Origin of the sequence: Pseudomonas sp. A-1 (genome assembly GCF_004801855.1) — a bacterium.
Classification (GTDB): Bacteria; Pseudomonadota; Gammaproteobacteria; order Pseudomonadales; family Pseudomonadaceae; genus Geopseudomonas.
Genome location: NZ_SSTC01000038.1, coordinates 1 through 24,692, shown reverse-complemented (window position 1 = coordinate 24,692; position 24,692 = coordinate 1). Strand labels below are relative to the sequence as shown.

Sequence of the window (24,692 nt, the reverse complement as noted above, 5' to 3'; positions counted from 1 at the left end):
GCCGACCCGCGCGGCACGGGCCGCTGTCGCTCCGCCCTTCCAGCCGAATGCCCGCCGATGAGCCCAGCCACCGCCTACACCGGCCGCTTCGCCCCCACGCCCAGCGGCTACCTGCACTTCGGCTCGCTGGTCGCCGCCCTCGCCTCCTGGCTCGACGCCCGCGCCGCCGGCGGCCGCTGGCTGCTGCGCATGGAGGACCTCGATCCGCCGCGCGAGGTGCCCGGCGCCCAGGACGCCATCCTGCGCACCCTGGAGACCTACGGCTTCGAATGGGACGGTCCGGTGGAACGGCAGAGCGACCGCCACGGCGCCTACGCCGCCGCGGTGGCCGACCTGCTGGACCGCGGCCTGGCCTATCCGTGCAGCTGCTCGCGCAAGCAGCTCGAAGGCCACGCCATCTACCCCGGCACCTGCCGCGATGCCGCTCGGCCGCTGGCGGACGCCGCGATCCGCCTGCGCGTGCCGGATGCCGAGTACCGCTTCGTCGACCGCGTGCAGGGCGCATATGCACAGAACCTGGCCCGCGAGGTCGGCGACTTCATCATCCGCCGCCGCGACGGCCTGTACGCCTACCAGCTGGCGGTGGTGCTCGACGACGCCTGGCAGGGCGTCACCGACATCGTGCGCGGCGCCGACCTGCTCGACTCCACCCCGCGCCAGCTGTACCTGCAGGAACTGCTCGGCCTGCCGCAGCCGCGCTACCTGCACATCCCCCTGCTGCTGCAGCCCGACGGCCACAAGCTCGGCAAGTCCTACCGCTCGCCACCGCTGCCCGCCGACCAGGCGCCCGCCCTGCTCGCCCGCGCCCTGCGCGCCCTCGGCCAGCAGCCGCCGGCAGGACTGGAGCAGGGCAGCGCCGCCGAGGTGCTGGCCTGGGGCGTACGCCACTGGCAGCCGGCCGCCATCCCGCGCCGGACCGGCCTCGCCGAAGCACAGCTGCACTGACGGCGCAACCCGACCGTTACCGGCTTCTGCTTCTCCCGCACCTCCGTTACCATCCGGGCATCCCAAGACGAGGCACCTCATGTATATCTACCGGCTGGTCCTGCTCCTGGTGGTGGGGATCTACCTGTTCTCCCCGGCCATCATGGACTGGTGGATCGACCCCAACGGCGCCTGGTACCGGCCGTACATGCTCTGGCTGATCCTGATCGTCGTCACCTTCATCCTCCAGAGCCAGCGCGATGCCGACGAGCTTTGACGTTTCCCATCTGCTGCTGATCAGCTCGGTCTATCTGGTGGTGCTGTTCGGCCTCGCCTGGCTGACCGAACGCAGCCCCCTGCCGCGCGCGCTGGTGCGCCACCCGCTGGTCTACACCCTGTCGCTGGGCGTGTACGCCAGCGCCTGGGCGTTCTACGGCGCGGTGGGCCTGGCCTACCAGTACGGCTACGGCTTCCTGGCCATCTACCTGGGCCTGTCCGGCGCCTTCCTGCTCGCCCCGGTGCTGCTCTACCCGATCCTGCGCCTGACCCGCACCTACCAGCTGTCCTCGCTGGCCGACCTGTTCGCCTTCCGCTTCCGCAGCACCTGGGCCGGCACCCTGACCACCCTGTTCATGCTGGTGGCCGTGCTGCCGCTGCTCGCCCTGCAGATCCAGGCGGTCGCCGACAGCATCGGCATCATCACCGGCGAACGCGTGCAGACCCGCGTGGCGCTGGGCTTCTGTGCGCTGATCACGCTGTTCACCATCCTCTTCGGCTCGCGGCGCATCGCCACCCGCGAGCGCCACGAGGGCCTGGTGCTGGCGATCGCCTTCGAGTCGCTGGTCAAGCTGTGCGCGATGAGCGCCATCGGCCTGTACGCCCTGTATGGCGTGTTCGACGGTCCGGCCGGCCTCGAGCAGTGGCTGCTGCAGAACCAGCAGGCGCTGACCACCCTGCACACGCCGCTGCAGGAAGGTCCCTGGCGCACCCTGCTGCTGGTGTTCTTCGCCGCCGCCATCGTCATGCCGCACATGTTCCACATGGCCTTCGCCGAGAACCTCAACCCGCGCGCGCTGGTCAGCGCCAGCTGGGCGCTGCCGCTGTTCCTGCTGCTGATGAGCCTGGCGGTGCCGCCGATCCTGTGGGCCGGCCTCAAGCTCGGCGTCGCCACCAGCCCGGAATACTTCACCCTGGGCATCGGCATGGACGTCGGCAACCCCTGGCTGGTGCTGGCCGCCTACATCGGCGGGCTGTCCGCCTCCAGCGGCCTGCTCATCGTGGTCACCCTGGCGCTGTCGGGCATGGTGCTCAACCACGTGGTGCTGCCGCTGTACCAGCCGCCGGCCGAGGGCAACATCTACCGCTGGCTGAAGTGGACCCGCCGCGGCCTGATCGTCGCGATCATCGCCGGCAGCTACGGTTTCTACCTGCTGATCGACTCGGGCCAGGAGCTGTCGCACCTGGGCACCGTATCCTTCGTCGCCACCCTGCAGTTCCTCCCCGGCGCGCTGTCGGTGCTGTACTGGCCGGCGGCCAACCGCCGCGGCTTCATCGCCGGGCTGCTGGCCGGCGCCAGCGTGTGGATCGTCAGCATGCTGCTGCCGCTGATCGGCAACCTGCCCGGCTTCTACCTGCCGCTGCTGGACATGGTCTACGTGCTCGACGACACCAGCTGGCACCTGGCGGCGATCGCCTCGCTGGCGGTCAACGTGCTGGTGTTCACCCTGGTCTCGCTGTTCAGCGAGCCGAGCGCCGAGGAACAGGGCGCCGCCGAGACCTGCGCGGTGGACAACGTGCGCCGCCCGCAGCGCCGCGAGCTGGTCGCCGCCTCGCCGCAGGAATTCGCCGCCGAGCTGGCCAAGCCGCTCGGCGCGCGCACCGCCCAGCGCGAGGTGGAGCAGGCCCTGCGCGACCTCGGCCTGCCCTTCGACGAGCAGCGCCCCTACGCCCTGCGCCGCCTGCGCGACCGCATCGAGGCCAACCTGTCCGGGCTGATGGGGCCGAGCGTGGCCCAGGACATCGTCGAGAGCTTCCTGCCCTACAAGGCCGCCGACGACACCTATGTCACCGAGGACATCCATTTCATCGAGAGCCGCCTGGAGGACTACCAGTCGCGCCTGACCGGCCTGGCCGCCGAACTCGACGCCCTGCGCCGCTACCACCGGCAGACCCTGCAGGAGCTGCCGATGGGGGTCTGCTCGCTGGCCCAGGACCAGGAGATCCTCAAGTGGAACCGCGCCATGGAGGAACTCACCGGCATCGAGGCGCAGCGCGTGGTCGGCTCGCGCCTGGCCACCCTGCCCGAGCCCTGGTGCGGCCTGCTCACCGCCTTCAGCGAAGCGCCCGACGAGCACCTGCACAAGCAGCGCCTGGCCCTCGACGGCCAGACCCGCTGGCTCAACCTGCACAAGGCGGCCATCGACGAGCCGCTGGCCCCCGGCACCAGCGGCCTGGTGCTGCTGGTCGAGGACCTCACCGAGACCCAGTTGCTGGAGGATCGCCTGATCCACTCCGAGCGCCTGGCCTCGATCGGCCGCCTCGCCGCCGGCGTGGCCCACGAGATCGGCAACCCGGTCACCGGCATCGCCTGCCTGGCGCAGAACCTGCGCGAGGAGCGCGAAGGCGACGCCGAGATCAGCGAGACCTGCGCGCAGATCATCGAGCAGACCAAGCGCATCACCCGCATCGTCCAGTCGCTGATGAGCTTCGCCCACGCCGGCGGCCGCCAGCAGGCCAGCGAGCCGGTGTGCCTGGCCGACGTGACGCGCGAGGCGATCGGCCTGCTGTCGCTCAACCGCGACTACGACGTGCACTACTTCAACCTGTGCGACCCGCAGCACTGGGTCGAGGGCGACCCGCAGCGCCTGGCCCAGGTGCTGATCAACCTGCTGTCCAACGCCCGCGACGCCTCGCCGCCCGGCGGCGCCATCCGCGTGCGCAGCGAGGCCGGCGCCGACAGCGTCGAGCTGATGGTCGAGGACGAGGGGCCGGGCATCCCGCAGTCGATCGTCGAGCGCCTGTTCGAACCCTTCTTCACCACCAAGGACCCCGGCAAAGGGACCGGCCTGGGCCTCGCACTGGTCTATTCGATCGTCGAGGAGCATTATGGACAGATAACCATCGACAGCCCGGCAGACCCGGAACGCCAGCGCGGCACGCGCATCCGGATCAGCCTGCCGCGCTATGGCGGCCCGCTGGCTGCCGACACCCCGTGAAGCCGATGGACACTGCACGCGCAACGCCCGGGCGGCCACCCCGCCGGAAGCCCGGCGCGCCCTCGCCAAGCCGTCTGCAGAGACCGGCACCGACAGGATCCAGACGCTTCCGAGCACGTCGCGAGAGCTGAACAGACATGGCACATATTCTCATCGTCGAAGACGAAACCATCATCCGCTCGGCGCTGCGCCGCCTGCTGGAGCGCAACCAGTACCAGGTCAGCGAGGCTGGCTCGGTGCAGGAAGCCCAGGAGCGCTACAGCATCCCCGCCTTCGACCTGGTGGTCAGCGACCTGCGCCTGCCCGGCGCCCCCGGCACCGAGCTGATCGGCCTGGCCGGCGGCACGCCGGTGCTGATCATGACCAGCTATGCCAGCCTGCGCTCGGCCGTCGACTCGATGAAGCTCGGCGCCATCGACTACATCGCCAAGCCGTTCGACCACGACGAGATGCTCCAGGCGGTGGCGCGCATCCTCCGCGAGCGCCAGCAACCGGCTGCCGTACCGGGCGCCAGCGCCCCGGCGCCCGCCGGCGACAGCGCCGAGCCCGCCGGCGAAATCGGCATCATCGGCCGCTGCGCGGCGATGCAGGACCTGTTCGGCAAGATCCGCAAGGTCGCGCCGACCGACTCCACCGTGCTGATCCAGGGCGAGTCCGGCACCGGCAAGGAGCTGGTGGCGCGCGCCCTGCACAACCTGTCGCGGCGCGCCAAGGCGCCGCTGATCTCGGTGAACTGCGCGGCCATCCCCGAGACCCTGATCGAGTCGGAGCTGTTCGGCCACGAGAAGGGCGCCTTCACCGGCGCCACCGCCGGGCGCACCGGTCTGGTCGAGGCCGCCGACGGCGGCACCCTGTTCCTCGACGAGATCGGCGAGCTGCCGCTGGAGGCCCAGGCGCGCCTGCTGCGCGTGCTGCAGGAGGGCGAGATCCGCCGGGTCGGCTCGGTGCAGTCGCAGAAGGTCGACGTGCGCCTGATCGCCGCCACCCACCGCGACCTGAAGAACCTGGCCAAGAACGGCCAGTTCCGCGAGGACCTCTACTACCGCCTGCACGTCATCTCGCTGCGCCTGCCGGCGCTGCGCGAGCGCGAGGACGACGTGCTGGACATCGCCCGCGTGTTCCTGGCACGCCAGTGCGCACGCATGGGCCGCGAGGCCCTGCAGTTCTCGCCCGAGGCGCTGCGGGCGATCCGCCACTACAACTGGCCGGGCAACGTGCGCGAGCTGGAGAACGCCATCGAGCGCGCGGTGATCCTCTGCGAGGGCAACAGCATCCCGCTCGACCTGCTGGGCATCGACGTCGAGCTGGAGCTGGAGGACGACTTCGCCGGCGAGCTGCACAGCCTGCCGACCAGCAGCGGCAGCGAGCCGGCGGAGAACCTGTCGCTGGAGGACTACTTCCAGCACTTCGTCCTCGAGCACCAGGACCACATGACCGAGACCGAGCTGGCGCGCAAGCTCGGCATCAGTCGCAAGTGCCTGTGGGAGCGCCGCCAGCGCCTGGGCATCCCGCGTCGCAAGTCGGGCGCCGCCACCGACGGCTGAGGCGTTGCCCCACCGCCGCCTGCCGGGGTGGCCGCTACCGCCCCCGCGTTCACCATCGCCGCCAGCCAGTGCTAGAATCCGCCACCATCGCGCGGGGCCGTCCCCGCTCCCGCCCTATCCCGGTACCCTGTCGCCCATGCTGAAGAAGCTGTTCCAGTCCATCCGTTCTCCCCTGCGCCGCGCCCGCGCCGTTCGCACCACGCCGGAGGTGCTCGGCAGCAGCCAGCACGCGCTGCAGCGCGAGCAGATCAGCCGCAACGCGGTGAACGTGGTCGAGCGCCTGCAGCAGGCCGGCTACCAGGCCTTCCTGGTCGGCGGCTGCGTGCGCGACCTGCTGCTGGGCATCACGCCCAAGGACTTCGACGTGGCCACCAGCGCCACTCCCGAGCAGGTGCGCGCCGAGTTCCGCAACGCACGGGTGATCGGCCGCCGCTTCAAGCTGGTGCACGTGCACTTCGGCCGCGAGATCATCGAGGTGGCCACCTTCCGCGCCCACCACCCGCAGGGCGAAGACGACGAGGACAGCGCCCAGGCCGCGCGCCACGAGAGCGGGCGCATCCTGCGCGACAACGTCTACGGCAGCCAGGAAGACGACGCCCAGCGCCGCGACTTCACCATCAACGCCCTCTACTACGACCCGGCCAGCGAGCGCATCCTCGACTACGCCCGCGGCGTGCACGACATCCGCAGCCGCCTGGTGCGCCTGATCGGCGATCCCGAGCAGCGCTACCTCGAGGACCCGGTGCGCATGCTGCGCGCGGTGCGCTTCGCCGCCAAGCTCGACTTCGACATCGAGAAGCACAGCGCCGCACCGATCCGCCGCCTGGCGCCGCTGCTCAACGACATTCCCTCGGCGCGCCTGTTCGACGAGGTGCTCAAGCTGCTGCTGTCCGGCCAGGGCGAGCGCACCTTCGAGATGCTCTGCGACTACGGCCTGTTCGCCCCGCTGTTCCCGGCCAGCGCCGCGGCGCTGAAGGCCGAACCGGAGTACGCCGGCGCGCTGATCCGCCAGGCGCTGGCCAACACCGACGAGCGCATCCGCCTGGGCAAGCCAGTGACCCCGGCGTTCCTGTTCGCCGCCCTGCTCTGGCCGGCCCTGCCGGCACGCGCCGCGGCGCTGCAGGCGCGCGGCATGCCGGCGCTGCCGGCCCTGCAGGAAGCCGCCCACGAGGTGATCAGCGAGCAGTGCCGGCGCACCGCCATCCCCAAGCGCTTCACCCTGCCGCTGCGCGAGATCTGGGACATGCAGGAGCGCCTGCCGCGCCGCCACGGCAAGCGCGCCGACCTGCTGCTGGAGAATCCGCGCTTCCGCGCCGGCTACGACTTCCTGCTGCTGCGCGAGGAGGCCGGCGAGGAAACCGGCGGCCTCGGCGACTGGTGGACGCGCTACCAGGACGCCAGCGACAGCGAGCGCCGCGGCATGATCCGCGCCCTCAGCGAGGGCGAGGGCCGCGACAAGGCCGCGCCGCGCAAGCGCCGGCGCAGCCCGCGCAAGCGCCGCAGCGATGCGCCGAGCGGCCACGGGCAGGAGTGAGCCGGCGATGACCCGCGTCTACATCGGCCTGGGCAGCAACCTGGCCGAGCCGGTGCAGCAACTCGAGGCCGCCCTCGAAGCCCTCGGCCGCCTGCCGCAGTGCAGGCTGGCCGCGGTGTCCTCGCTGTACGCCAGCGACCCGCTCGGCCCGGCCGACCAGCCGCGTTACGTCAACGCGGTGGCGGCGCTGGACTGCGACCTCGCCCCGCTCGCGCTGCTCGACGCCCTGCAGGCCATCGAGCGCGAGCAGGGCCGCGAGCGCAAGGCCGAGCGCTGGGGACCGCGCACCCTGGACCTGGACATCCTGCTGTTCGGCGACCTGCAACTGGACGAGGAGCGCCTGAGCGTGCCGCACTACCATATGCACGCCCGCGCCTTCGTCCTCTATCCGCTGGCGGAGATCGCCCCGGATCTGCGCCTGCCCGACGGCCAGCCGCTGCAGGCACTGCTCGCCGACTGTCCGTTCGTCGGGCTGGAGCGCCTCGAACGGGCCAACGGGCCGAGAGCGGCAGAAAATGGCGCCGATTGACTTCACCGCCCCCCATCGGGACTATAGGCACCGTTTGCCCGCGCCCTTTTGCGGTGCACCACGAGGATTTCTTGATGGCTGATGTCACCCTCACCACTCTGCGTACGCTCAAGCAGAACGGCGAGAAGATCGTCATGCTGACCAGCTACGACGCCACCTTCGCCACCGCCGCCTGCGCCGCCGGGGTCGAGGTGCTGCTGGTCGGCGACTCGCTCGGCAACGTCCTGCAGGGTCACGACAGTACCCTGCCGGTCAGCGTCGCCGACATGGCCTACCACACTGCCTGCGTCAAGCGCGGCAACCGGGGGGCGCTGATCCTCAGCGACCTGCCGTTCATGAGCTACGCCACCCTCGAGCAGGCGCTGGAGAGCAGCGCGGCGCTGATGCGCGCCGGCGCGCACATGGTCAAGCTGGAAGGCGGCGCCTGGCTGTGCGAGACCGTGCAGCGCCTGGCCGAGAACGGTATTCCGGCCTGCGTGCACCTGGGCCTCACCCCGCAGTCGGTCAACGTGTTCGGCGGCTACAAGGTGCAGGGCCGCGACGAGGCTCGCGCCCGCGAGATGCGCGAGGCCGCCCGGGCCCTCGAGCAGGCCGGCGCCGCCATGCTGCTGCTCGAATGCGTGCCCAGCGCGCTGGCCGCCGAGATCAGCCGCGCGGCGAACATCCCGGTGATCGGCATCGGCGCCGGCGTCGACACCGACGGCCAGGTACTGGTCATCCACGACATGCTCGGCCTCAATCCGCGCCCGGCCAAGTTCGTGCGCAACTTCATGGCCGGCCAGGCCAGCATCCAGGACGCCCTGACCGCCTACACCCAGGCCGTCAAGAGCGGCCAGTTCCCCGCCCCCGAACACGGTTTCTCCGCATGATCACCGTCAAGACCGTCCGCGAACTGCGCGCCGCCGTCGCGCGCGCGCGCAGCGAAGGCAAGCGCATCGGCCTGGTGCCGACCATGGGCAACCTGCACGCCGGCCACGCCGCGCTGGTGACCAAGGCCGCCCAGCGCGCCGACTTCGTGGTCGCCAGCATCTTCGTCAACCCGCTGCAGTTCGGCGCCGGCGAGGACCTCGACAAATACCCGCGCACCCTCGCCGCCGACCAGGAGAAGCTGCTCGAGGCCGGCTGCAACCTGCTGTTCGCGCCGACCGCCGAGGAGATGTACCCCGACGGCATGAGCGGGCAGACCATCGTCAGCGTGCCGGGCGTCAGCGAGGGCCTGTGCGGCGCCAGCCGGCCCGGCCACTTCGACGGCGTGGCCACGGTGGTGACCAAGCTGTTCCACATGGTCCAGCCCGACCTGGCGATCTTCGGCGAGAAGGACTTCCAGCAGCTGGCGGTGATCCGCAAGCTGGTGCGCGACCTCAACCTGCCGATCCAGATCTTCGGCGAGCCGACCGTGCGCGGCGCCGACGGCCTGGCGCTGTCATCGCGCAACGGTTATCTCGACGACGAGCAGCGCGCCGTGGCGCCGCAGCTGTACCGTACCCTCAGCGAGCTGGCCGCGGCCCTGCGTGGCGGGCAGACCGACCACGCCGCCCTGCTGGCCGAGGCCGGCGCCCAGCTGCAGAATGCCGGCTTCGTTCCGGACTACCTGGAAATCCGCAATCCGCTCACCCTGCGCCCGGCCACCTCCGCCGACCGCCAGCTGGTGATTCTGGCCGCCGCCCGCCTGGGCACCACCCGGCTGATCGACAACCTGCTCGTGGATCTCGACGCCACGGCCTGACGAGGAACCCGCCATGCACTCCATCATGCTCAAAGCCAAGCTGCACCGTGTCCAGGTGACCCACGCCGTCCTGGACTACGAAGGCTCCTGCGCCATCGACGGCGAATGGCTGGACCTGGCCGGCATCCGCGAATACGAGCAGATCCAGATCTACAACGTCGACAACGGCGAGCGCTTCACCACCTACGCGATCCGCGCCGAGGACGGCTCCAAGGTGATCTCGGTCAACGGCGCCGCCGCCCACAAGGCCGGCGTCGGCCACCGCCTGATCATCTGCACCTACGCCCAGTACAGCGAGGCCGAGCTGAGCCAGCACAAGCCGTACATGCTGTACTTCAACCCGGGCAACGAGCTCAGCCACACCAGCCACGCGATCCCCGTGCAGGTGGCCTGACCGCCTGCCGTGCAGTCCCGACAAGCCCGGACCCGCTCCGGGCTTGTTGCATTCGCCCCTAGCCGAACGAAACCCGAGTCAGTCGATGGAACACTACCTCAAGCCGCTGGATGCCACCCAACAGCCCGCCTGGCAGGCCCTGCGCGCGCAGCGCGAGCGCATGCACGACTTCAGCCTGCGCCAGGCCTTCGCCGCCGATCCGCAGCGCTTCCAGCGCTACTCGCTGAGCCAGGCCGGCCTGTTCCTCGACTACTCGAAGAACCTGATCGACGCCGACAGCCTGGCCGCCCTGCTGGCGCTGGCCGAACAGATGAAGCTGCGCCCGGCCATCGCGGCGCTGTTCGACGGCGCCGCGGTGAACGCCTCGGAGAACCGCCCGGCGCTGCACACCGCCCTGCGCCGCCCGGTGGGCGACAAGGTGCTGGTCGATGGCGTCGACGTGATGCCGGGGGTGCATCAGGTGCTCGGGCAGATGACCGAGCTGGTGCAGCGCATCCACAACGGCCTGTGGCGCGGCTGGACCGAGAAGCCGATCACCGACGTGGTCAACATCGGCATTGGCGGCTCCTTCCTCGGCCCGCAGCTGGTCTCCGAGGCCCTGCTGCCGTTCGCCCAGCGCGGCGTGCGCTGCCACTACCTGGCCAACGTCGACGGCAGCGAGTTCCACGAGGTGACCGCCAGGCTGCGCGCGGAAACCACCCTGTTCATCGTCTCCTCGAAGTCCTTCGGCACCCTGGAGACGCTGAAGAACGCCCAGGCCGCGCGGCGCTGGGTGCTCGCCCAGGGCGCCGGCGAGGCCGACCTGCACCGCCACTTCATCGCCGTGTCCAGCAACCGCAAGGCGGCGGTCGAGTTCGGCATCGCCGAAGAGAACATCTTCCCGATGTGGGACTGGGTGGGCGGGCGCTACTCGCTGTGGTCGGCGATCGGCCTGCCGATCGCCCTGGCCATCGGCATGGGCAACTTCAAGGAACTGCTGGCCGGCGCCTACAAGATGGACCGCCACTTCCTCACCGCGCCCTTCGAAGCCAACATGCCGGTGCTGCTGGCCCTGCTCGGCGTCTGGTACGGCGACTTCTGGGGCGCGCAGAGCCACGCGATCCTGCCCTACGACCACAACCTGCGCAATTTCAACCAGCACCTGCAGCAGCTGGACATGGAATCCAACGGCAAGCGCGTGCGCCAGGACGGCAGCCCGGTGAGCTGCGGCACCGGCCCGGTGATCTGGGGCGGGGTCGGCTGCAACGGCCAGCACGCCTACCACCAGCTGCTGCACCAGGGCACCCTGATGATCCCGGCCGACTTTATCGTGCCGGTGACCAGCTACCACCCGCTGGCCGACCACCACCAGTGGCTGTTCGCCAACTGCCTGTCGCAGAGCCAGGCGCTGATGTGCGGCAAGACCCTCGCCGAGGCCGAGGCCGAGCTGCGCGCCGCCGGCCTGGCCGAGAGCGAGGTGCAGCGCCTGGCGCCGCACAAGGTGATCCCCGGCAACCGGCCGAGCAACACCATCGTCCTCGAGCGGGTCAGCCCGCAGCGTCTCGGCGCGCTGATCGCCCTCTACGAGCACAAGGTGTTCGCCCAGAGCGTGATCTGGGGCATCAACGCCTTCGACCAGTGGGGCGTCGAGCTGGGCAAGGAGCTGGGCAAGACCCTCTACGCCCGCCTGACCGGCGAGGACTCCAGCCCCGCCGAGGATGGCTCGACCCAGGGCCTGATCGACCACTTCCGCTCCCGCCACCGCGGCTGAGCCCGGGGCGGCCCGCCCGTGCGGCGGGCCGTCCTTGCGACGCTCCCCATCCGGGTCCACGCTGAAGGACATCGCGGACAGCCTTCCAGGAGCTGCGCCATGTTCGACATCCGCACCCACCCGGTCGATGCCGCCGCCTACCGCCATGCCTGGCTGCACGCCGAGGACTACCGGCGCCTGTACCGGCAGTCCATCGACCACCCCGAGCAGTTCTGGAGCGAGCAGGCCCGCCAGTTCCTCGACTGGTTCAGGCCCTGGCGCAGCGTGCACCACGGCGACTTCGCCCGCGGCCAGGCCAGCTGGTTCCGCGGCGGCCAGCTCAACGCCGCCTACAACTGCCTGGACCGCCACCTGGCCAGCCGCGGCGAGCAGACCGCGATCATCTGGGAAGGCGACGAACCGGGACAGTCCCGTCACCTCAGCTACCGCGAGCTGCACGAGCAGGTCTGCCGGCTGGCCAATGCGCTGAAGCTGCTGGGGGTGAGGAAGGGCGACCGGGTGTGCATCTACCTGCCGATGATCCCGGCGGCGGCCTGCGCCATGCTCGCCTGCGCGCGCATCGGCGCGGTGCACTCGGTGGTGTTCGGCGGCTTCGCCCCCGACGCCCTGCGCGACCGCATCCAGGACGCCGACTGCCGGCTGGTGATCACCGCCGACGAGGGCGTGCGCGGCGGCAAGCGCATCCCGCTGAAGGCCAACGTCGACCACGCCCTGCGGGACTGCCCGAACGTGACCGGCGTGATCGTGGTCGCCCACCGCCACGCCGGCATCGACTGGCTGGCCGGGCGCGACCACTGGTACCACGAGCTGCTCGGCCAGGTCGACGGCGACTGCCCGGCCGAGCCGATGGACGCCGAGGACCCGCTGTTCATCCTCTACACCTCGGGCTCGACCGGCAAGCCCAAGGGCGTGCTGCACTGCACCGGCGGCTACCTGCTGGCCGCGGCCATGACCCACAGGTACGTGTTCGACTACCGCGACGGCGAGGTGTTCTGGTGCACCGCCGACGTCGGCTGGGTCACCGGGCACAGCTACGGGGTGTACGGGCCGCTGGCCAATGGCGCGATCACCCTGCTGTACGAGGGCGTGCCCGCCTACCCGGATGCCGCGCGGCCCTGGCAGATCGTCGACAGGCACAAGGTCAACATCTTCTACACCGCGCCCACCGCCCTGCGCGCGCTGATGCGCGAGGGCGAGGCACCGGTGCGCCGGACCTCGCGCGCGAGTCTGCGCCTGCTCGGCTCGGTGGGCGAGCCGATCAATCCGGAGGCCTGGGAGTGGTACTACCACGTGGTCGGCGACAGCCGCTGCCCGATCGTCGACACCTGGTGGCAGACCGAAACCGGCGCCATCATGATCAGCCCCCTGCCCGGCGCCACCACCCTCAAGCCCGGCTCGGCGACCCGGCCGTTCTTCGGCGTGCAGCCGGTGCTGCTCGACGAGCAGGGCCGCGAGATCGACGGGCCCGGAGCGGGCCTGCTGGCGCTCAAGGCCAGCTGGCCGAGCCAGATCCGCACGGTCTTCGGCGACCACCAGCGCCTGCTCGACACCTACTTCAGGCCCTACCCCGGCTACTACTTCACCGGCGACGGCGCGCGCCGCGACGAGGACGGCGACTGGTGGATCACCGGGCGGGTCGATGACGTGCTCAACGTCTCCGGCCACCGCCTGGGCAGCGCTGAGGTGGAGAGCGCGCTGGTGCTGCACGATGCGGTGGCCGAGGCCGCGGTGGTCGGCTACCCGCACGACCTCAAGGGCCAGGGCATCTACGCCTTCGTCACCCTGATGACGGACAGCCAGCCCAGCGAGGGCCTGCGCCAGGAGCTCGCCGAGCTGGTCGCCCGCGAGGTCGGCCACTTCGCCCGCCCGGATCTGATCCAGTGGGCGCCGGGTCTGCCGAAGACCCGCTCGGGCAAGATCCTGCGGCGCATCCTGCGCAAGATCGCCGGCAACGAGCTGGACAACCTCGGCGACCTGTCGACCCTGGCCGACCCGACCGTGGTGGACAACCTGATCGAGCAGCGCATCCACCGCTGAGCGTCGCGCCGGCGCGTGGAAAAGCGGCGGCAGCCCGCGCGGGCGCTGGTAAACTGCCGCTCCCCATCCCCGAGGAGACGCGCCATGTCCGCCTTGAACCAGGCGCTGCGCGCCGCCTTCGAGCGCCGTCAGGCCCTGATCGCCGAACTGCACGGCCAGGGCACCGACTGCTACCGCCTGTTCCACGGCAGCCAGGAGGGCGCGCCGGGCCTGACCGTCGACCGCTACGGCCCGCAGCTGCTGGTGCAGAGCTTCCACCAGCCGCTCGAGCGCGATGCCCTGCTCGAGCTGTTCGCCGCCTGCCAGGCCTTTCTCGGCAGCGAGCTGCTGGCGGTGTACAACGACCGCTCGCAGCCCAACTCGCGCATCGACCGCACGGATCCGGTCTGCCAGCCTACCCCCGAGGCGCTGGCCGAGCTGGTCGGCCACGAGTGGGGGCTGAACTACCGGGTGCGCGCCCGCCACCCGGGACAGGACCCGCTGCTGTTCCTCGACCTGCGCAACGCCCGCGGCTGGGTCAGGCGCCACAGCGCCGGCAGGTCGGTGCTCAACCTGTTCGCCTACACCTGCGGCGTCGGCCTGTGCGCCGCGGCCGGCGGCGCACGCCGCGTGGTCAACCTCGACTTCGCCGAGGGCAACCTGGCGGTCGGCCGCGAGAATGGCGCGCTCAATCCGGCCCTGCCGGAAATGCACTTCATCCAGTCCGACTACTTCCCGGCGATCCGCCAGCTGGCCGGCCTGCCGGTGGCGCACCGCCGCGGCCAGCGCCTGCCGAGCTACCCGCGCCTGGCCGCCGAGCAGTTCGACCTGGTGTTCCTCGATCCGCCGGCCTGGGCGCGCAGCGCCTTCGGCACCGTCGACCTGCTGCGCGACTACCAGAGCCTGCTCAAGCCGGCGCTGCTGGCCACCGCCGCGGGCGGCACCCTGGTGTGCTGCAACAACCTCGCCAGGGTCGAGCTGGACGACTGGCGCGAGCAGGTGCTGCGCTGCGCGGCGAAGAACGGCCGCCCGGTGCGCGAGGTCGAGGTGCTGGCGCCGGCCGCCGACTTCCCCTCCTTCGACGGCCGCCCGCCGCTGAAGACCCTGATCCTCCATCTCTGAACCGTGCCGGGCGCCGGCCTGCCGCGGCAAACTGCCGGCGCCGGCAAGGATCGGAACCGGCCGGGCATGCCATACTCCAAGGCAGCTCACGCCCGATAGAAGCGCCCGGCCATGTCCAAAGGATTGAAACGCGGTCTCGCCGCGCTGGTTCTCGCCCCCCTGCTGTACGCCCTGCTCGGCTTCCTCGTGCTGCCCTGGGCCGGCCTCAAGCTGGCCAACCAGAAGCTGGCCGAGTACGCCACCGTGCCGGCCCGCCTCGAGCGCATCGAGCTCAACCCGTTCAGCCTCGAGCTGACCCTGCACGGCCTGCGTGTGGGCGAGGCCGGGGCGGAACAGCTGGCCTTCGCCCGCCTGTACGCCGACCTGCAGGTCGACAGCCTGTGGCAGGGCGCCCTGCACCTGCGCGAACTGCTGCTGGAGCGGCCGCACGTCGAGCTGCTGTTCGCCGCCGACCGGCCGTTCAACCTGCTGCGCCTGTTCAGGTTGCCGGCGAAGGGCGCCGCGGAAGAAAAGCCGGCCGGCGAGCCCTTCCCGCTGCTGGTCGACCGCCTGGCCCTGAGCGGCGGCAGCCTGCATCTGCTCGACGAGCGCCCGCAGCCGCCGGTCGAACTGCGCTACGAGGCCCTCGACCTCGAACTGCGCCACATCGGCACCCGCGCGGAGGACAACGGCGAGTTCAGCCTCAAGGCCAGCGGCTCGAGCGGCGCCAACCTCGACCTGCAGGGCCGCCTGGGCCTGCAGCCCGTGCGCGCCGAAGGGCGGCTGCAGGTGGCCGAGATCGGCCTGACCACCTGGTGGCCCTACGTGCGCCGCGCGCTGCCGCTGGAGCTGACCCAAGGGCAGGCCAGCGTGGCCAGCGACTTCCGCCTCGAGCTGCGCGAGGGCCTGCATCTGCAGCTGGACAACAGCCAGCTGCAGCTCAGCGGCCTGCGCCTGCAGCAGGCCGATGGCCAGCCCCTGCTCGATGCCGAACGCCTCGACCTCGCCAGCGCCCAGCTGCGTCTGAGCCCGGGACCGCAGCTGATCCTGAGCGACGGCCAGGCGCACCTGGCGGCGCTGCAGCTGCACCGTCCGGGCGAGCAGCCGCTGCTCAGGCTGGCCAGCCTGGAAGCCGGCAATGCCAGCCTGGACCTGGGCGCCCGCCAGCTGGTGATCGGCCAGCTGCGCAGCCAGGGCCTGGAGGCCTGGGCCGCGCGCGAAGCGGATGGCCGCCTCGACTGGCAGACGCTGGTCGAGCAGCAGCTGGCGCAGCTCCAGCGCCACGCCGCGGCCGCCGGCAGCAGCGAGCGCCCCGTCGGCACGGCGGAGCAGCCGGTCGCGGCCGGCGAAGCGGCCAACGCCAGTGCAACGCCTGCCGCGCCGGCCACGGCCACGGAACAGACTGCCGGCACGGACGCCTCGGCGCCATCGGCCGGCCCCTGGCAGGTGCAGCTCAGGGACATCCAGCTGCGCGACTGGCGCGCCCACCTCGCGGACCGCGTGCCCAGCCCCGCCGTGGCGCTGGACATCGGCCCGCTGGATCTCGACCTGCAGGATGCCACCAGCACTGGCGAGCAGCCCTTCACCCTCAGGCTGGCCAGCGGCATCGGCGCCCATGGCCAGCTGGCGGCCAGCGGCCAGGTGCGCCTCAGGCCGCTCGCCAGCCAGCTCAAGGTGCAGGCGAGCGACCTCGACCTGCGCCTGGCGCAGGCCTACCTCAGCCCGTTCATCCACCTGGAGCTGCGCAGCGGCCTGCTCGGCGCCGAACTGGCGGTCGACCTGCAGAACGCCGCGCCGCTGGCGTTGCGCCTCGCCGGCAAGGCCAGGGTCAGCCAGCTGCACACCCTGGACACCCTCAAGGGGCGCGACTTCGTCAGGTGGCAGACCCTCGACCTCGACGGCCTCGACTACCGCCACGGCGAGCAGCTGCGCATCGACCGCGTGCGCCTGCAGCAGCCCTACGCGCGCTTCATCATCAACGAGGATCTCAGCACCAACGTCAAGGAGCTGCTGATCCCGCAGCCGCCCAAGGCGGCACCGACCCGCCCGGAGCCGCCGCTGCACCTGGTGGTGGGCGGCATCGACATCGCCGACGGCTCGGCCAACTTCGCCGACTTCTCGCTCACCCCCAACTTCGCCACCGCCATCCAGCAACTCAACGGGCGCATCGGCACCCTGGACAACCAGTCGCGCAAGCCGGCCAGCGTGGACATCCGCGGCAAGGTCGACCGCTACGCGCCGGTGAGCATCAAGGGTCAGCTGACGCCCTTCGCACCGCTGGAGCAGCTGGACATCGCCACCCGCTTCCAGCGCGTCGAGCTGACCACCCTGACGCCCTACGCCGGCAAGTTCGCCGGCTACAAGATCCGCAAGGGCCGTCTCAATCTCGACCTGCACTACCGGATCACCAAGGGCCAGTTGAACGCCGACAACAAGGTACTGCTGGAGGACCTGCAGCTCGGCGAGCGGGTCGACAGCCCCAGCGCCACCGACCTGCCGGTGCGCCTGGCGGTGGCGCTGCTCAAGGACACCGACGGCAACATCGCCATCGCCCTGCCGGTGCAGGGCGACCTCAACAATCCCGAGTTCAGCGTGGTGCCGATCGTCTGGCAGACCCTGCGCAACCTGATGCTGCGTGCGGTGCAGGCACCGTTCAAGCTGATCGCCGGCCTGCTCGACGGCGGCGAGGAGCCGCTCGACAGCGTGCCCTTCGCCGCCGGCTCCAGCGAACTGGACGAGCAGGCCCGCGCCAGCCTCGGCAAGCTGGCCAAGGCGCTGGGACAGCGCCCGGCCCTGCGCCTGGAGGTCGAGGGCATGAGCGTGGCCGCGCTCGACGGCCCGCCGCTGGCCGAACAGCGCCTGGCCCGCGAATACCAGGAGACCTGGTACCGCATGCTGCAGCGGCGCGGCGACAAGGTGCCGGCCGAGGCCAGCCAGCTCCAGGTGCCGGAAGACATGCAGGCGATCCTGCTCGAGGGCATCTACCGCGCCCGCCTCGGCCAGCAGCCACCGGCCGAATGGCGCGAGCTGAAGAAGCCCGAGCGCGCCGTCCGCCTGCGCCAGGCCGTGCTCGACTCCTGGGCGCAGAGCGCGCTGCTGCAGCGCCAGCTGGCCCAGGACCGCGCCCGCACGATCAAGGCCTGGCTGGTCGAGCAGGGCGGCCTGGCCGACGAGCGCATCTACCTGCTGGATGTCGGTAGCGTCGAGGGCGCCGGCACCGGCGGCCGCATCGTCGTGCCTCTGCATCTGGACAGCGAATGAGCATGCGACTGCGCGGTCCAATCGACAGCGGCCGCCTCGGCCCGCAGAATGCCCCCCAGCCACCATCGGGATGATTCCAGTGAAAGCCTTCCTGCCCCTGACCCTGCTGCTGCTCGCCGTTCCGGCCGGAGCCGCCACCCTGCGCTGTGGCAGCGCCCTGATCAGCACCGGCGATCACGCCCTCGAGGTCCAGGAGAAGTGCGGCGAGCCGGCCAGCCGCAGCATCATCGGCTACCGCCAGCGCGGCGACGACTGGGGCAACTACGAGGAGGTCCGCATCGACGAGTGGATCTACGGACCGCGCAGCGGCATGTACTACTTCCTGCGCTTCGAGGGCAACCGCCTCACCGAGATCCGCAGCCAGCGCCGCTACTGAGCCTCGCCCTCGCCGATCCCGGAAAACAGAAAAGGCCCCGAAGGGCCTTTTCTGTCATGCGCTCAGCTCGATCAGACGCCGGAGGCTTCGGCAGCCGCCACGTCCTTGATCGACAGCTTGATGCGACCGCGGTTGTCCACGTCCAGCACCAGCACCTTCACTTCCTCGCCTTCCTTGAGCACGTCGGTGACCTTCTCGATGCGCTTGTCGCTGATCTGCGAGATGTGCACCAGACCGTCCTTGCCCGGCAGGATGTTGACGAAGGCGCCGAAGTCGACGATGCGCTCGACCTTGCCGACGTAGATCTTGCCGATCTCGGCCTCGGCGGTGATGCCCAGCACGCGCTGACGGGCAGCCTCGGCGGCTTCCTTGGTCTCGCCGTAGATCTTCACGCTGCCGTCGTCCTCGATGTCGATCGAGGCCTTGGTCTCTTCGCAGATGCTGCGGATGGTGGCGCCGCCCTTGCCGATGACGTCGCGGATCTTGTCGGTGTCGATGCGCATCTGCAGCATGGTCGGGGCGTTTTCCGACAGCTCGGCGCGCGGCTTGGCGATCACCTGGTTCATCTGGCCGAGGATGTTCAGACGCGCTTCCAGAGCCTGGTTCAGCGCGATCTCCATGATCTCTTCGGTGATGCCCTGGATCTTGATGTCCATCTGCAGGGCGGTGACGCCCTTGTCGGTACCGGCCACCTTGAAGTCCATGTCGCCGAGGTGGTCCTCGTCGCCGAGGATGTCGGTCAGCACGGCGAACTTGTCGCCTTCCTTGACCAGACCCATGGCGATGCCGGCCACCGGCGCCTTGACCGGCACACCGGCGTCCATCAGCGCCAGGGAAGCGCCGCACACCGAGGCCATCGAGCTGGAGCCGTTGGACTCGGTGATTTCCGACACCACGCGGATGGTGTAGGGGAAGTCGGCCTGGCTCGGCAGCATGGCGGCGACGCCACGACGGGCCAGACGGCCGTGGCCGATCTCGCGACGGCCCGGGCTGCCCATGCGGCCGCACTCGCCGACCGAGAACGGCGGGAAGTTGTAGTGCAGCATGAAGGCGTCCTTGCGCTCGCCTTCCAGGGTGTCCAGCAGCTGGGCGTCGCGGGCGGTGCCGAGGGTGGCGACCACCAGGGCCTGGGTCTCGCCACGGGTGAACAGCGCGGAGCCGTGGGTCTTGCCCAGCACGCCGACCTCGATGGCCAGCGGGCGCACGGTGCGGGTATCGCGGCCGTCGATGCGCGGCTTGCCGTTGACGATGTTCTCGCGCACGGTGCGGTATTCGAGCAGGCCGAACACTTCCTTGACTTCGCCGGCCGGGAACTGGCCTTCGCCGTCACCGGCGAACTTGGCGATCACCTGCTCGCGCAGGGCGTCGAGGGCGGCGTAGCGCTGCTGCTTGACGGTGATGGTGTAGGCGTTGGAGATCGCCTCGCCGAACTCGGCCTTGATGGCGTCGATCAGCACGGTGTTGGCCTGCGGAGCCTGCCAGTCCCAGCGCGGCTTGCCGGCTTCGGCGGCGAATTCCTTGATGGCGCGGATGGCGTTCTGGAATTCCTCGTGGGCGAACAGCACGGCGCCCAGCATCTGGTCTTCGGTCAGCTCTTCGGCTTCCGACTCGACCATCAGCACGGCGTCTTCGGTACCGGCCACCACCATGTCCAGGCGCGAGCTCTGCAGCTGCTCGTAGCTCGGGTTGAGGATGTAGCCCAGTTCGTCATGGTAGCCGACGCGGGCGGCGCCGATCGGACCGTCGAACGGGATGCCGGAGACGGCCAGGGCGGCGGAGGTGCCGATCATCGCGGCGATGTCCGGATCGGACTTCTTGTTGGTCGACACGACGGTGCAGACGACCTGCACTTCGTTCATGAAGCCTTCGGGGAACAGCGGGCGGATCGGGCGGTCGATCAGGCGCGAGGTCAGGGTTTCCTTCTCGCTCGGACGGCCTTCACGCTTGAAGAAGCCACCCGGGATGCGGCCGGCGGCGTAGGTCTTTTCCTGGTAGTGCACGGACAGCGGGAAGAAGCCCTTGCCCGGATCGGCCTGCTTGGCGCCGACCACGGTGACCAGCACGCTGACATCGTCGGTGCTGACCAGCACCGCGCCGCTGGCCTGCCGGGCGATGCGCCCGGTCTCGAGGGTGAAGGTCGTCTGACCGAACTGGAACTGCTTGATAACCGGATTCACGGTGTTTTCCTTCTCTGTGTTGCCTTGGGGAAATCGCTGGAGCTCTGGAGTCGCGCCCGCTGGCGCGCTCGGCAAGTCATCTACGAAAGGCGACTGCCACGGCCTTTCGTGGATGCCCTGGGAAAACCGGGAGCTGGCGCCCCGGGGCGGAGGCGGGCCAAGGCCCACCTGTCGCTCCGAACCGCCAGCTCCCGGCTTCGGCGAGCCACGTCTTAGCGACGCAGGCCCAGGCGCGCGATCAGGGCGCTGTAACGAGTGGTGTCCTTACCCTTCAGGTAGTCCAGCAGCTTGCGGCGCTGGTTGACCATGCGGATCAGACCACGACGGCTGTGGTGGTCCTTGGCGTTGGCCTTGAAGTGATCCTGCAGCTTGTTGATGTTGGCGGTCAGCAGGGCAACCTGCACTTCCGGGGAACCGGTATCGCCAGCAGCTTGCTGATACTCGTTAACGATCTGGGCTTTCTCTTGGACGCTCAGTGCCATGATGGACTTTCCTCTGAGGTAACAGGCCGGGGAAGTACCCCGTTTTCATGAATGGAGGAGTGACCGTGCCTGCTGACAGCCACCCTCGTCCGGTCCTCAGGACCGAATCAGTCGACGCGGCGCAATGCGCCCGTCGTCGGTCGCCTCACCGATACCGATGAAGCGACCTTGGTGATCGCGTACCCGCAGCATGCCGAACTTCGGCGCTTCGGGAGCCCGCACCGGCTGCCCGTGCAGCCAGTAGTAGGCGCTGTGCTCCGACAGCTGCACTGCCGGCCAGTGCTCCAGACCGCAGTCCACCGGGAGGAGGAAGCGATCCAGTGCCTCGGCGCCACCCTGCTCGTGGGCGGCGATCAGCTCGTCGAGGCTGATCGCCTGCGCCAGGCTGAACGGACCGGCCTGGGTGCGGCGCAGCTCGGCGACATGTGCCCCGCAGCCCAGCGCCTGGCCGAGATCCTCGACCAGGGTGCGGATGTAGGTGCCCTTGCTGCAGCTGACTTCCAGATCGGCGAACGGCGGCGCGAAGCGGGTCAGCTCGAGCCGGTCAATAGTAACAGAACGCGCCTCGCGCTCCACCACCTCGCCGGCGCGCGCCAGCTTGTACAGCGGCTGGCCATCCTTCTTCAGCGCCGAGTACATCGGCGGCACCTGCTGGATGGCACCGCGGAAACGCGGCAGCAGGGCCTCCAGCTGTTCGCGGTCGAAGTTCACCTCGCGGCGCTCGAGCACCTCGCCCTCGGCATCGCCGGTGGTGGTGGTGACGCCGAGGTGCATGACCGTGGCGTAGCCCTTCTCGGCGTCCAGCAGGTACTGGGAGAACTTGGTCGCCTCGCCGAAGCACAGCGGCAGCACCCCGGTGGCCAGCGGGTCGAGGCTACCGGTGTGGCCGGCCTTCTCGGCGTTGAGCAGCCAGCGCACCTTCTGCAGGGCGGCGTTGGAGCTGAAGCCGCGCGGCTTGTCGAGGATCAGGATACCGCTGACCGCGCGGCGGATGCGTTTGACCTGGGCCACGCCTTACTCCTTGTCCGTGTCCTGGTGACGACGGTCCTCGGCCACCGCGCGCTCGATCAGCGCCGACAGCTGGGCGCCGCGGCGCACGCTCTCGTCGTAGAGGAAATGCAGCTGCGGGATGGTACGCAGCTTGATCGCGCGACCGAGCAGCATGCGCAGGTAACCGGCGGCATCCTTGAGGATCTCCTGGTTGAGGGCGATCTTCTCGGCGTTGTCGTCCTGCCCCATCACGGTGAAAAACACCTTGGCGTGGGCCAGGTCGCGGCTGACGTCGATGCCGGTCAGGGTCACCAGGCCCAGACGCGGATCCTTGATCTCGCGCTGGATCAGCTGCGCGAGTTCGCGCTGCATCTGGTCACCGATCCGCTGGGTGCGGCTGTATTCTTTGGCCATGACTGTAATCCGTAAAAAACCCTGAAGCCGAAACGCACAAGCCGGAAGCATCCTACAGGAGCTTCCGGCTTGGCGCTTGCAGCACTCGCTGGCGCTTAGAGGCTGCGCGCTACCTGGACCTTCTCGAAGACTTCGATCTTGTCGCCGACGCGGACGTCGTTGTAGCTCTTCACGCCGATACCGCACTCCATGCCGTTACGCACTTCGGCGACGTCGTCCTTGAAGCGGCGCAGCGATTCCAGCTCGCCCTCGAAGACCACCACGTCGTCGCGCAGCACGCGGATCGGACGGTTGCGATGGACGGTACCTTCCAGCACCATGCAGCCGGCGATGGCGCCGAACTTCGGCGAACGGAACACGTCACGCACTTCGGCGATGCCGAGGATGTTCTCGCGCACGTCGCTGCCGAGCATACCGGTGAGCGCCTTCTTGACGTCCTCGATGATGTCGTAGATGACGTTGTAGTAGCGCAGGTCCAGACCTTCCTGCTCGACGATCTTGCGCGCGCCGGCGTCGGCACGCACGTTGAAGCCGAAGATCACCGCGCTGGAAGCCAGCGCCAGGTTGGCGTCGCTCTCGGTGATGCCACCGACGCCGCCGCCGACCACGCGCACCTGGACTTCCTCGTTGCCGAGGCCTTCCAGCGAGCCCTGCAGGGCCTCCAAGGAGCCGCGCACGTCGGTCTTGAGGACCACGTTGAGGGTCTTCTTCTCTTCCTGACCCATGGTCTCGAAGATGTTTTCCAGCTTGCCGGCGTGGGCGCGGGCCAGCTTGACCTCGCGGAACTTGCCCTGACGGAACAGCGCGACTTCGCGGGCCTTCTTCTCGTCGGCGACCACGGTCAGCTCGTCGCCGGCATCCGGGGTGCCGTCGAGGCCGAGGATCTCGACCGGGATGGACGGACCGGCTTCCTTGATCGGCTTGCCGTTCTCGTCGAGCATGGCACGCACGCGACCGTAGTTGACGCCGACCAGCACCATGTCGCCCTGACGCAGGGTACCGTCCTGCACCAGCACGGTGGCCACCGGACCGCGGCCCTTGTCCAGGCGCGACTCGACCACCACGCCACGGCCCGGGGCCGACGGCGTGGCCTTCAGCTCGAGGACTTCGGCCTGCAGCAGCACGGCTTCGAGCAGCTCGTCGATGCCGGTACCGACCTTGGCCGACACGTGCACGAACGGCGCATCGCCGCCCCACTCTTCCGGGATCACATCCAGCGCGGCCAGGCCGTTCTTGATGTTGTCCGGATTGGCGTCCGGCTTGTCGATCTTGTTCACCGCGACCACGATCGGCACGCCAGCCGCTTTCGCGTGCTGCACGGCTTCCTGGGTCTGCGGCATCACGCCGTCGTCGGCCGCCACCACCAGGATGACCACGTCGGTCGCCTGGGCACCACGGGCACGCATCTGGGTGAACGCGGCGTGGCCGGGGGTGTCGAGGAAGGTGATCATGCCGCGATCGGTTTCCACGTGGTAGGCGCCGATGTGCTGGGTGATGCCACCCGCCTCGCCGGTCGCCACCTTGGTGCGGCGGATGTAGTCGAGCAGCGAGGTCTTGCCATGGTCGACGTGACCCATGACGGTGACCACCGGTGCGCGCGACGCGGCCTCGCCCTCGAACTTGAGGGATTCGGCCAGTTGCTCTTCCAGGGCGTTCTCGCTGACCAGCTTGACCTTGTGGCCCATCTCTTCGGCCACCAGCTGCGCGGTTTCCTGGTCGAGCACCTGGTTGATGGTCACCGGAGAGCCCATCTTGAACATGAACTTGACCACTTCGGCGCCCTTGACCGACATCTGCGCGGCCAGTTCGGCCACGGTGATGGTCTCGCCGATGCTCACTTCACGTACGATCGGGCCGGTCGGGCTCTGGAAGCCATGCTGGTTGCGCTTCTTCAGCTTGCCCTTGCCGCCACGGCCGCCACGACGGGCAAAACCGTCCTCGTCATCGCTGCGCGGAGCGACGCGCGGAGTCGGCGCCTTTTCCTTCAGCGACGGGCGATGCTGGGCCTGCTTGCGATCGCGACGCTCGTCGTCCTCGTTGCGCTTGGGTGCCGCGCGGCGAGCCTCTTCCTTGGCGCGCTCGGTAGTGGCCGGCTTGGCGGCCTCGACCTGGGCTGCCGCCACAGCGGCAGCTTCGGCGGCAGCCTGGCGGGCGGCCACTGCACGCAGGCGGGCTTCCTCGGCGTCGTCGACACGCCGGCGCGACTCCGGCCGGGCCGGCGCGGGGGCCGGGGCCTCGGCCTTCTGGCGCGCGGCCTCG

Annotated in this window: 19 protein-coding genes; 14 read left to right on the top strand and 5 right to left on the bottom strand. The window is 69.9% G+C overall.

The window, feature by feature from the left end; all coding sequences use genetic code 11:
• Positions 1-57 precede the first annotated feature (57 nt).
• From gluQRS to E5198_RS10625, 14 genes are all read left to right on the top strand, one after another.
• Positions 58-945, top strand: coding sequence for a tRNA glutamyl-Q(34) synthetase GluQRS (gene gluQRS / locus E5198_RS10690; RefSeq protein WP_136489983.1), 888 nt, complete (start codon positions 58-60; stop codon positions 943-945).
• Positions 946-1,024: 79 nt separating this feature from the next.
• Positions 1,025-1,201, top strand: a complete 177-nt coding sequence (locus tag E5198_RS10685; RefSeq protein ID WP_136489982.1) for a hypothetical protein — start codon at positions 1,025-1,027, stop codon at positions 1,199-1,201.
• Entirely contained in the window at positions 1,185-4,139 is a 2,955-nt protein-coding gene (locus E5198_RS10680) for a sensor histidine kinase (protein ID WP_136489981.1), read from the top strand. Before E5198_RS10685 ends, E5198_RS10680 begins: the two co-directional genes overlap by 17 nt.
• Before the next feature lie 137 nt (positions 4,140-4,276).
• A complete protein-coding gene (locus E5198_RS10675; RefSeq protein ID WP_136489980.1) occupies positions 4,277-5,683 on the top strand; it encodes a sigma-54 dependent transcriptional regulator in 1,407 nt (468 codons plus the stop codon).
• A gap of 136 nt (positions 5,684-5,819) precedes the next feature.
• A complete protein-coding gene (locus E5198_RS10670) occupies positions 5,820-7,217 on the top strand; it encodes a polynucleotide adenylyltransferase PcnB (protein WP_136489979.1) in 1,398 nt (465 codons plus the stop codon).
• Positions 7,218-7,224: 7 nt separating this feature from the next.
• Complete coding sequence (folK, locus tag E5198_RS10665) at positions 7,225-7,746, top strand: 2-amino-4-hydroxy-6-hydroxymethyldihydropteridine diphosphokinase (RefSeq protein ID WP_136489978.1); 522 nt, start codon at positions 7,225-7,227, stop codon at positions 7,744-7,746.
• Between the two features lie 74 nt (positions 7,747-7,820).
• Complete coding sequence (gene panB / locus E5198_RS10660) at positions 7,821-8,615, top strand: 3-methyl-2-oxobutanoate hydroxymethyltransferase (RefSeq protein ID WP_136489977.1); 795 nt, start codon at positions 7,821-7,823, stop codon at positions 8,613-8,615.
• Positions 8,612-9,472 carry a pantoate--beta-alanine ligase gene (gene panC, locus E5198_RS10655; RefSeq protein ID WP_136489976.1) on the top strand — a complete coding sequence of 287 codons (861 nt, stop codon included), beginning with the start codon at positions 8,612-8,614 and terminating at the stop codon, positions 9,470-9,472. Before panB ends, panC begins: the two co-directional genes overlap by 4 nt.
• A 13-nt stretch (positions 9,473-9,485) precedes the next feature.
• On the top strand, positions 9,486-9,866 hold the full coding sequence (panD, locus tag E5198_RS10650; RefSeq protein ID WP_136489975.1) for an aspartate 1-decarboxylase: 381 nt from the start codon (positions 9,486-9,488) through the stop codon (positions 9,864-9,866).
• An 85-nt stretch (positions 9,867-9,951) separates the two neighbouring features.
• The gene (gene pgi, locus E5198_RS10645) at positions 9,952-11,616 is read left to right on the top strand and encodes a glucose-6-phosphate isomerase (protein ID WP_136489974.1); all 1,665 of its coding nucleotides are present in this window, start codon (positions 9,952-9,954) and stop codon (positions 11,614-11,616) included.
• 99 nt (positions 11,617-11,715) lie between these two features.
• Positions 11,716-13,653 carry an acetate--CoA ligase gene (gene acs, locus E5198_RS10640; RefSeq protein ID WP_136489973.1) on the top strand — a complete coding sequence of 646 codons (1,938 nt, stop codon included), beginning with the start codon at positions 11,716-11,718 and terminating at the stop codon, positions 13,651-13,653.
• Between the two features lie 84 nt (positions 13,654-13,737).
• Positions 13,738-14,754, top strand: coding sequence for a class I SAM-dependent rRNA methyltransferase (locus E5198_RS10635; protein ID WP_136489972.1), 1,017 nt, complete (start codon positions 13,738-13,740; stop codon positions 14,752-14,754).
• Positions 14,755-14,865: 111 nt separating this feature from the next.
• Positions 14,866-17,994: a DUF748 domain-containing protein gene (locus E5198_RS10630; RefSeq protein WP_136489971.1), complete on the top strand. Its 3,129-nt coding sequence runs from the start codon at positions 14,866-14,868 to the stop codon at positions 17,992-17,994.
• A gap of 70 nt (positions 17,995-18,064) precedes the next feature.
• Positions 18,065-18,370, top strand: coding sequence for a DUF2845 domain-containing protein (locus E5198_RS10625; RefSeq protein WP_136489970.1), 306 nt, complete (start codon positions 18,065-18,067; stop codon positions 18,368-18,370).
• 71 nt (positions 18,371-18,441) lie between these two features.
• Here E5198_RS10625 and pnp read toward each other — a convergent pair whose 3' ends face one another.
• The 5 genes from pnp to infB form a co-directional block, all read right to left on the bottom strand.
• On the bottom strand, positions 18,442-20,547 hold the full coding sequence (gene pnp / locus E5198_RS10620) for a polyribonucleotide nucleotidyltransferase (protein WP_136489969.1): 2,106 nt from the start codon (positions 20,545-20,547) through the stop codon (positions 18,442-18,444).
• A 212-nt stretch (positions 20,548-20,759) separates the two neighbouring features.
• On the bottom strand, positions 20,760-21,029 hold the full coding sequence (gene rpsO, locus E5198_RS10615; protein WP_136489968.1) for a 30S ribosomal protein S15: 270 nt from the start codon (positions 21,027-21,029) through the stop codon (positions 20,760-20,762).
• A 96-nt stretch (positions 21,030-21,125) separates the two neighbouring features.
• Positions 21,126-22,040, bottom strand: a complete 915-nt coding sequence (gene truB / locus E5198_RS10610; RefSeq protein ID WP_136489967.1) for a tRNA pseudouridine(55) synthase TruB — start codon at positions 22,038-22,040, stop codon at positions 21,126-21,128.
• A gap of 3 nt (positions 22,041-22,043) precedes the next feature.
• Positions 22,044-22,433 (bottom strand): 30S ribosome-binding factor RbfA, encoded by a 390-nt coding sequence (gene rbfA, locus E5198_RS10605; protein WP_136489966.1) that lies wholly within the window; start codon positions 22,431-22,433, stop codon positions 22,044-22,046.
• Between the two features lie 95 nt (positions 22,434-22,528).
• Positions 22,529-24,692 (bottom strand): translation initiation factor IF-2 (gene infB, locus E5198_RS10600; protein ID WP_256659042.1); only part of this gene is annotated, 2,164 nt, incomplete at its 5' end.

Excerpts from the sequence above, each read along its gene's own strand:
- panC (WP_136489976.1), top strand. The coding sequence starts at position 8,612 with ATGATCACCGTCAAGACCGTCCGCGAACTGCGCGCCGCCGTCGCGCGC.
- E5198_RS10625 (WP_136489970.1), top strand. The coding sequence starts at position 18,065 with ATGATTCCAGTGAAAGCCTTCCTGCCCCTGACCCTGCTGCTGCTCGCC.
- gluQRS (WP_136489983.1), top strand. The coding sequence starts at position 58 with ATGAGCCCAGCCACCGCCTACACCGGCCGCTTCGCCCCCACGCCCAGC.
- folK (WP_136489978.1), top strand. The coding sequence starts at position 7,225 with ATGACCCGCGTCTACATCGGCCTGGGCAGCAACCTGGCCGAGCCGGTG.
- rpsO (WP_136489968.1), bottom strand. The coding sequence starts at position 21,029 with ATGGCACTGAGCGTCCAAGAGAAAGCCCAGATCGTTAACGAGTATCAG.
- E5198_RS10685 (WP_136489982.1), top strand. The coding sequence starts at position 1,025 with ATGTATATCTACCGGCTGGTCCTGCTCCTGGTGGTGGGGATCTACCTG.
- rbfA (WP_136489966.1), bottom strand. The coding sequence starts at position 22,433 with ATGGCCAAAGAATACAGCCGCACCCAGCGGATCGGTGACCAGATGCAG.
- panB (WP_136489977.1), top strand. The coding sequence starts at position 7,821 with ATGGCTGATGTCACCCTCACCACTCTGCGTACGCTCAAGCAGAACGGC.
- E5198_RS10635 (WP_136489972.1), top strand. The coding sequence starts at position 13,738 with ATGTCCGCCTTGAACCAGGCGCTGCGCGCCGCCTTCGAGCGCCGTCAG.
- E5198_RS10675 (WP_136489980.1), top strand. The coding sequence starts at position 4,277 with ATGGCACATATTCTCATCGTCGAAGACGAAACCATCATCCGCTCGGCG.
- E5198_RS10670 (WP_136489979.1), top strand. The coding sequence starts at position 5,820 with ATGCTGAAGAAGCTGTTCCAGTCCATCCGTTCTCCCCTGCGCCGCGCC.
- panD (WP_136489975.1), top strand. The coding sequence starts at position 9,486 with ATGCACTCCATCATGCTCAAAGCCAAGCTGCACCGTGTCCAGGTGACC.
- E5198_RS10630 (WP_136489971.1), top strand. The coding sequence starts at position 14,866 with ATGTCCAAAGGATTGAAACGCGGTCTCGCCGCGCTGGTTCTCGCCCCC.
- acs (WP_136489973.1), top strand. The coding sequence starts at position 11,716 with ATGTTCGACATCCGCACCCACCCGGTCGATGCCGCCGCCTACCGCCAT.
- E5198_RS10680 (WP_136489981.1), top strand. The coding sequence starts at position 1,185 with ATGCCGACGAGCTTTGACGTTTCCCATCTGCTGCTGATCAGCTCGGTC.
- pgi (WP_136489974.1), top strand. The coding sequence starts at position 9,952 with ATGGAACACTACCTCAAGCCGCTGGATGCCACCCAACAGCCCGCCTGG.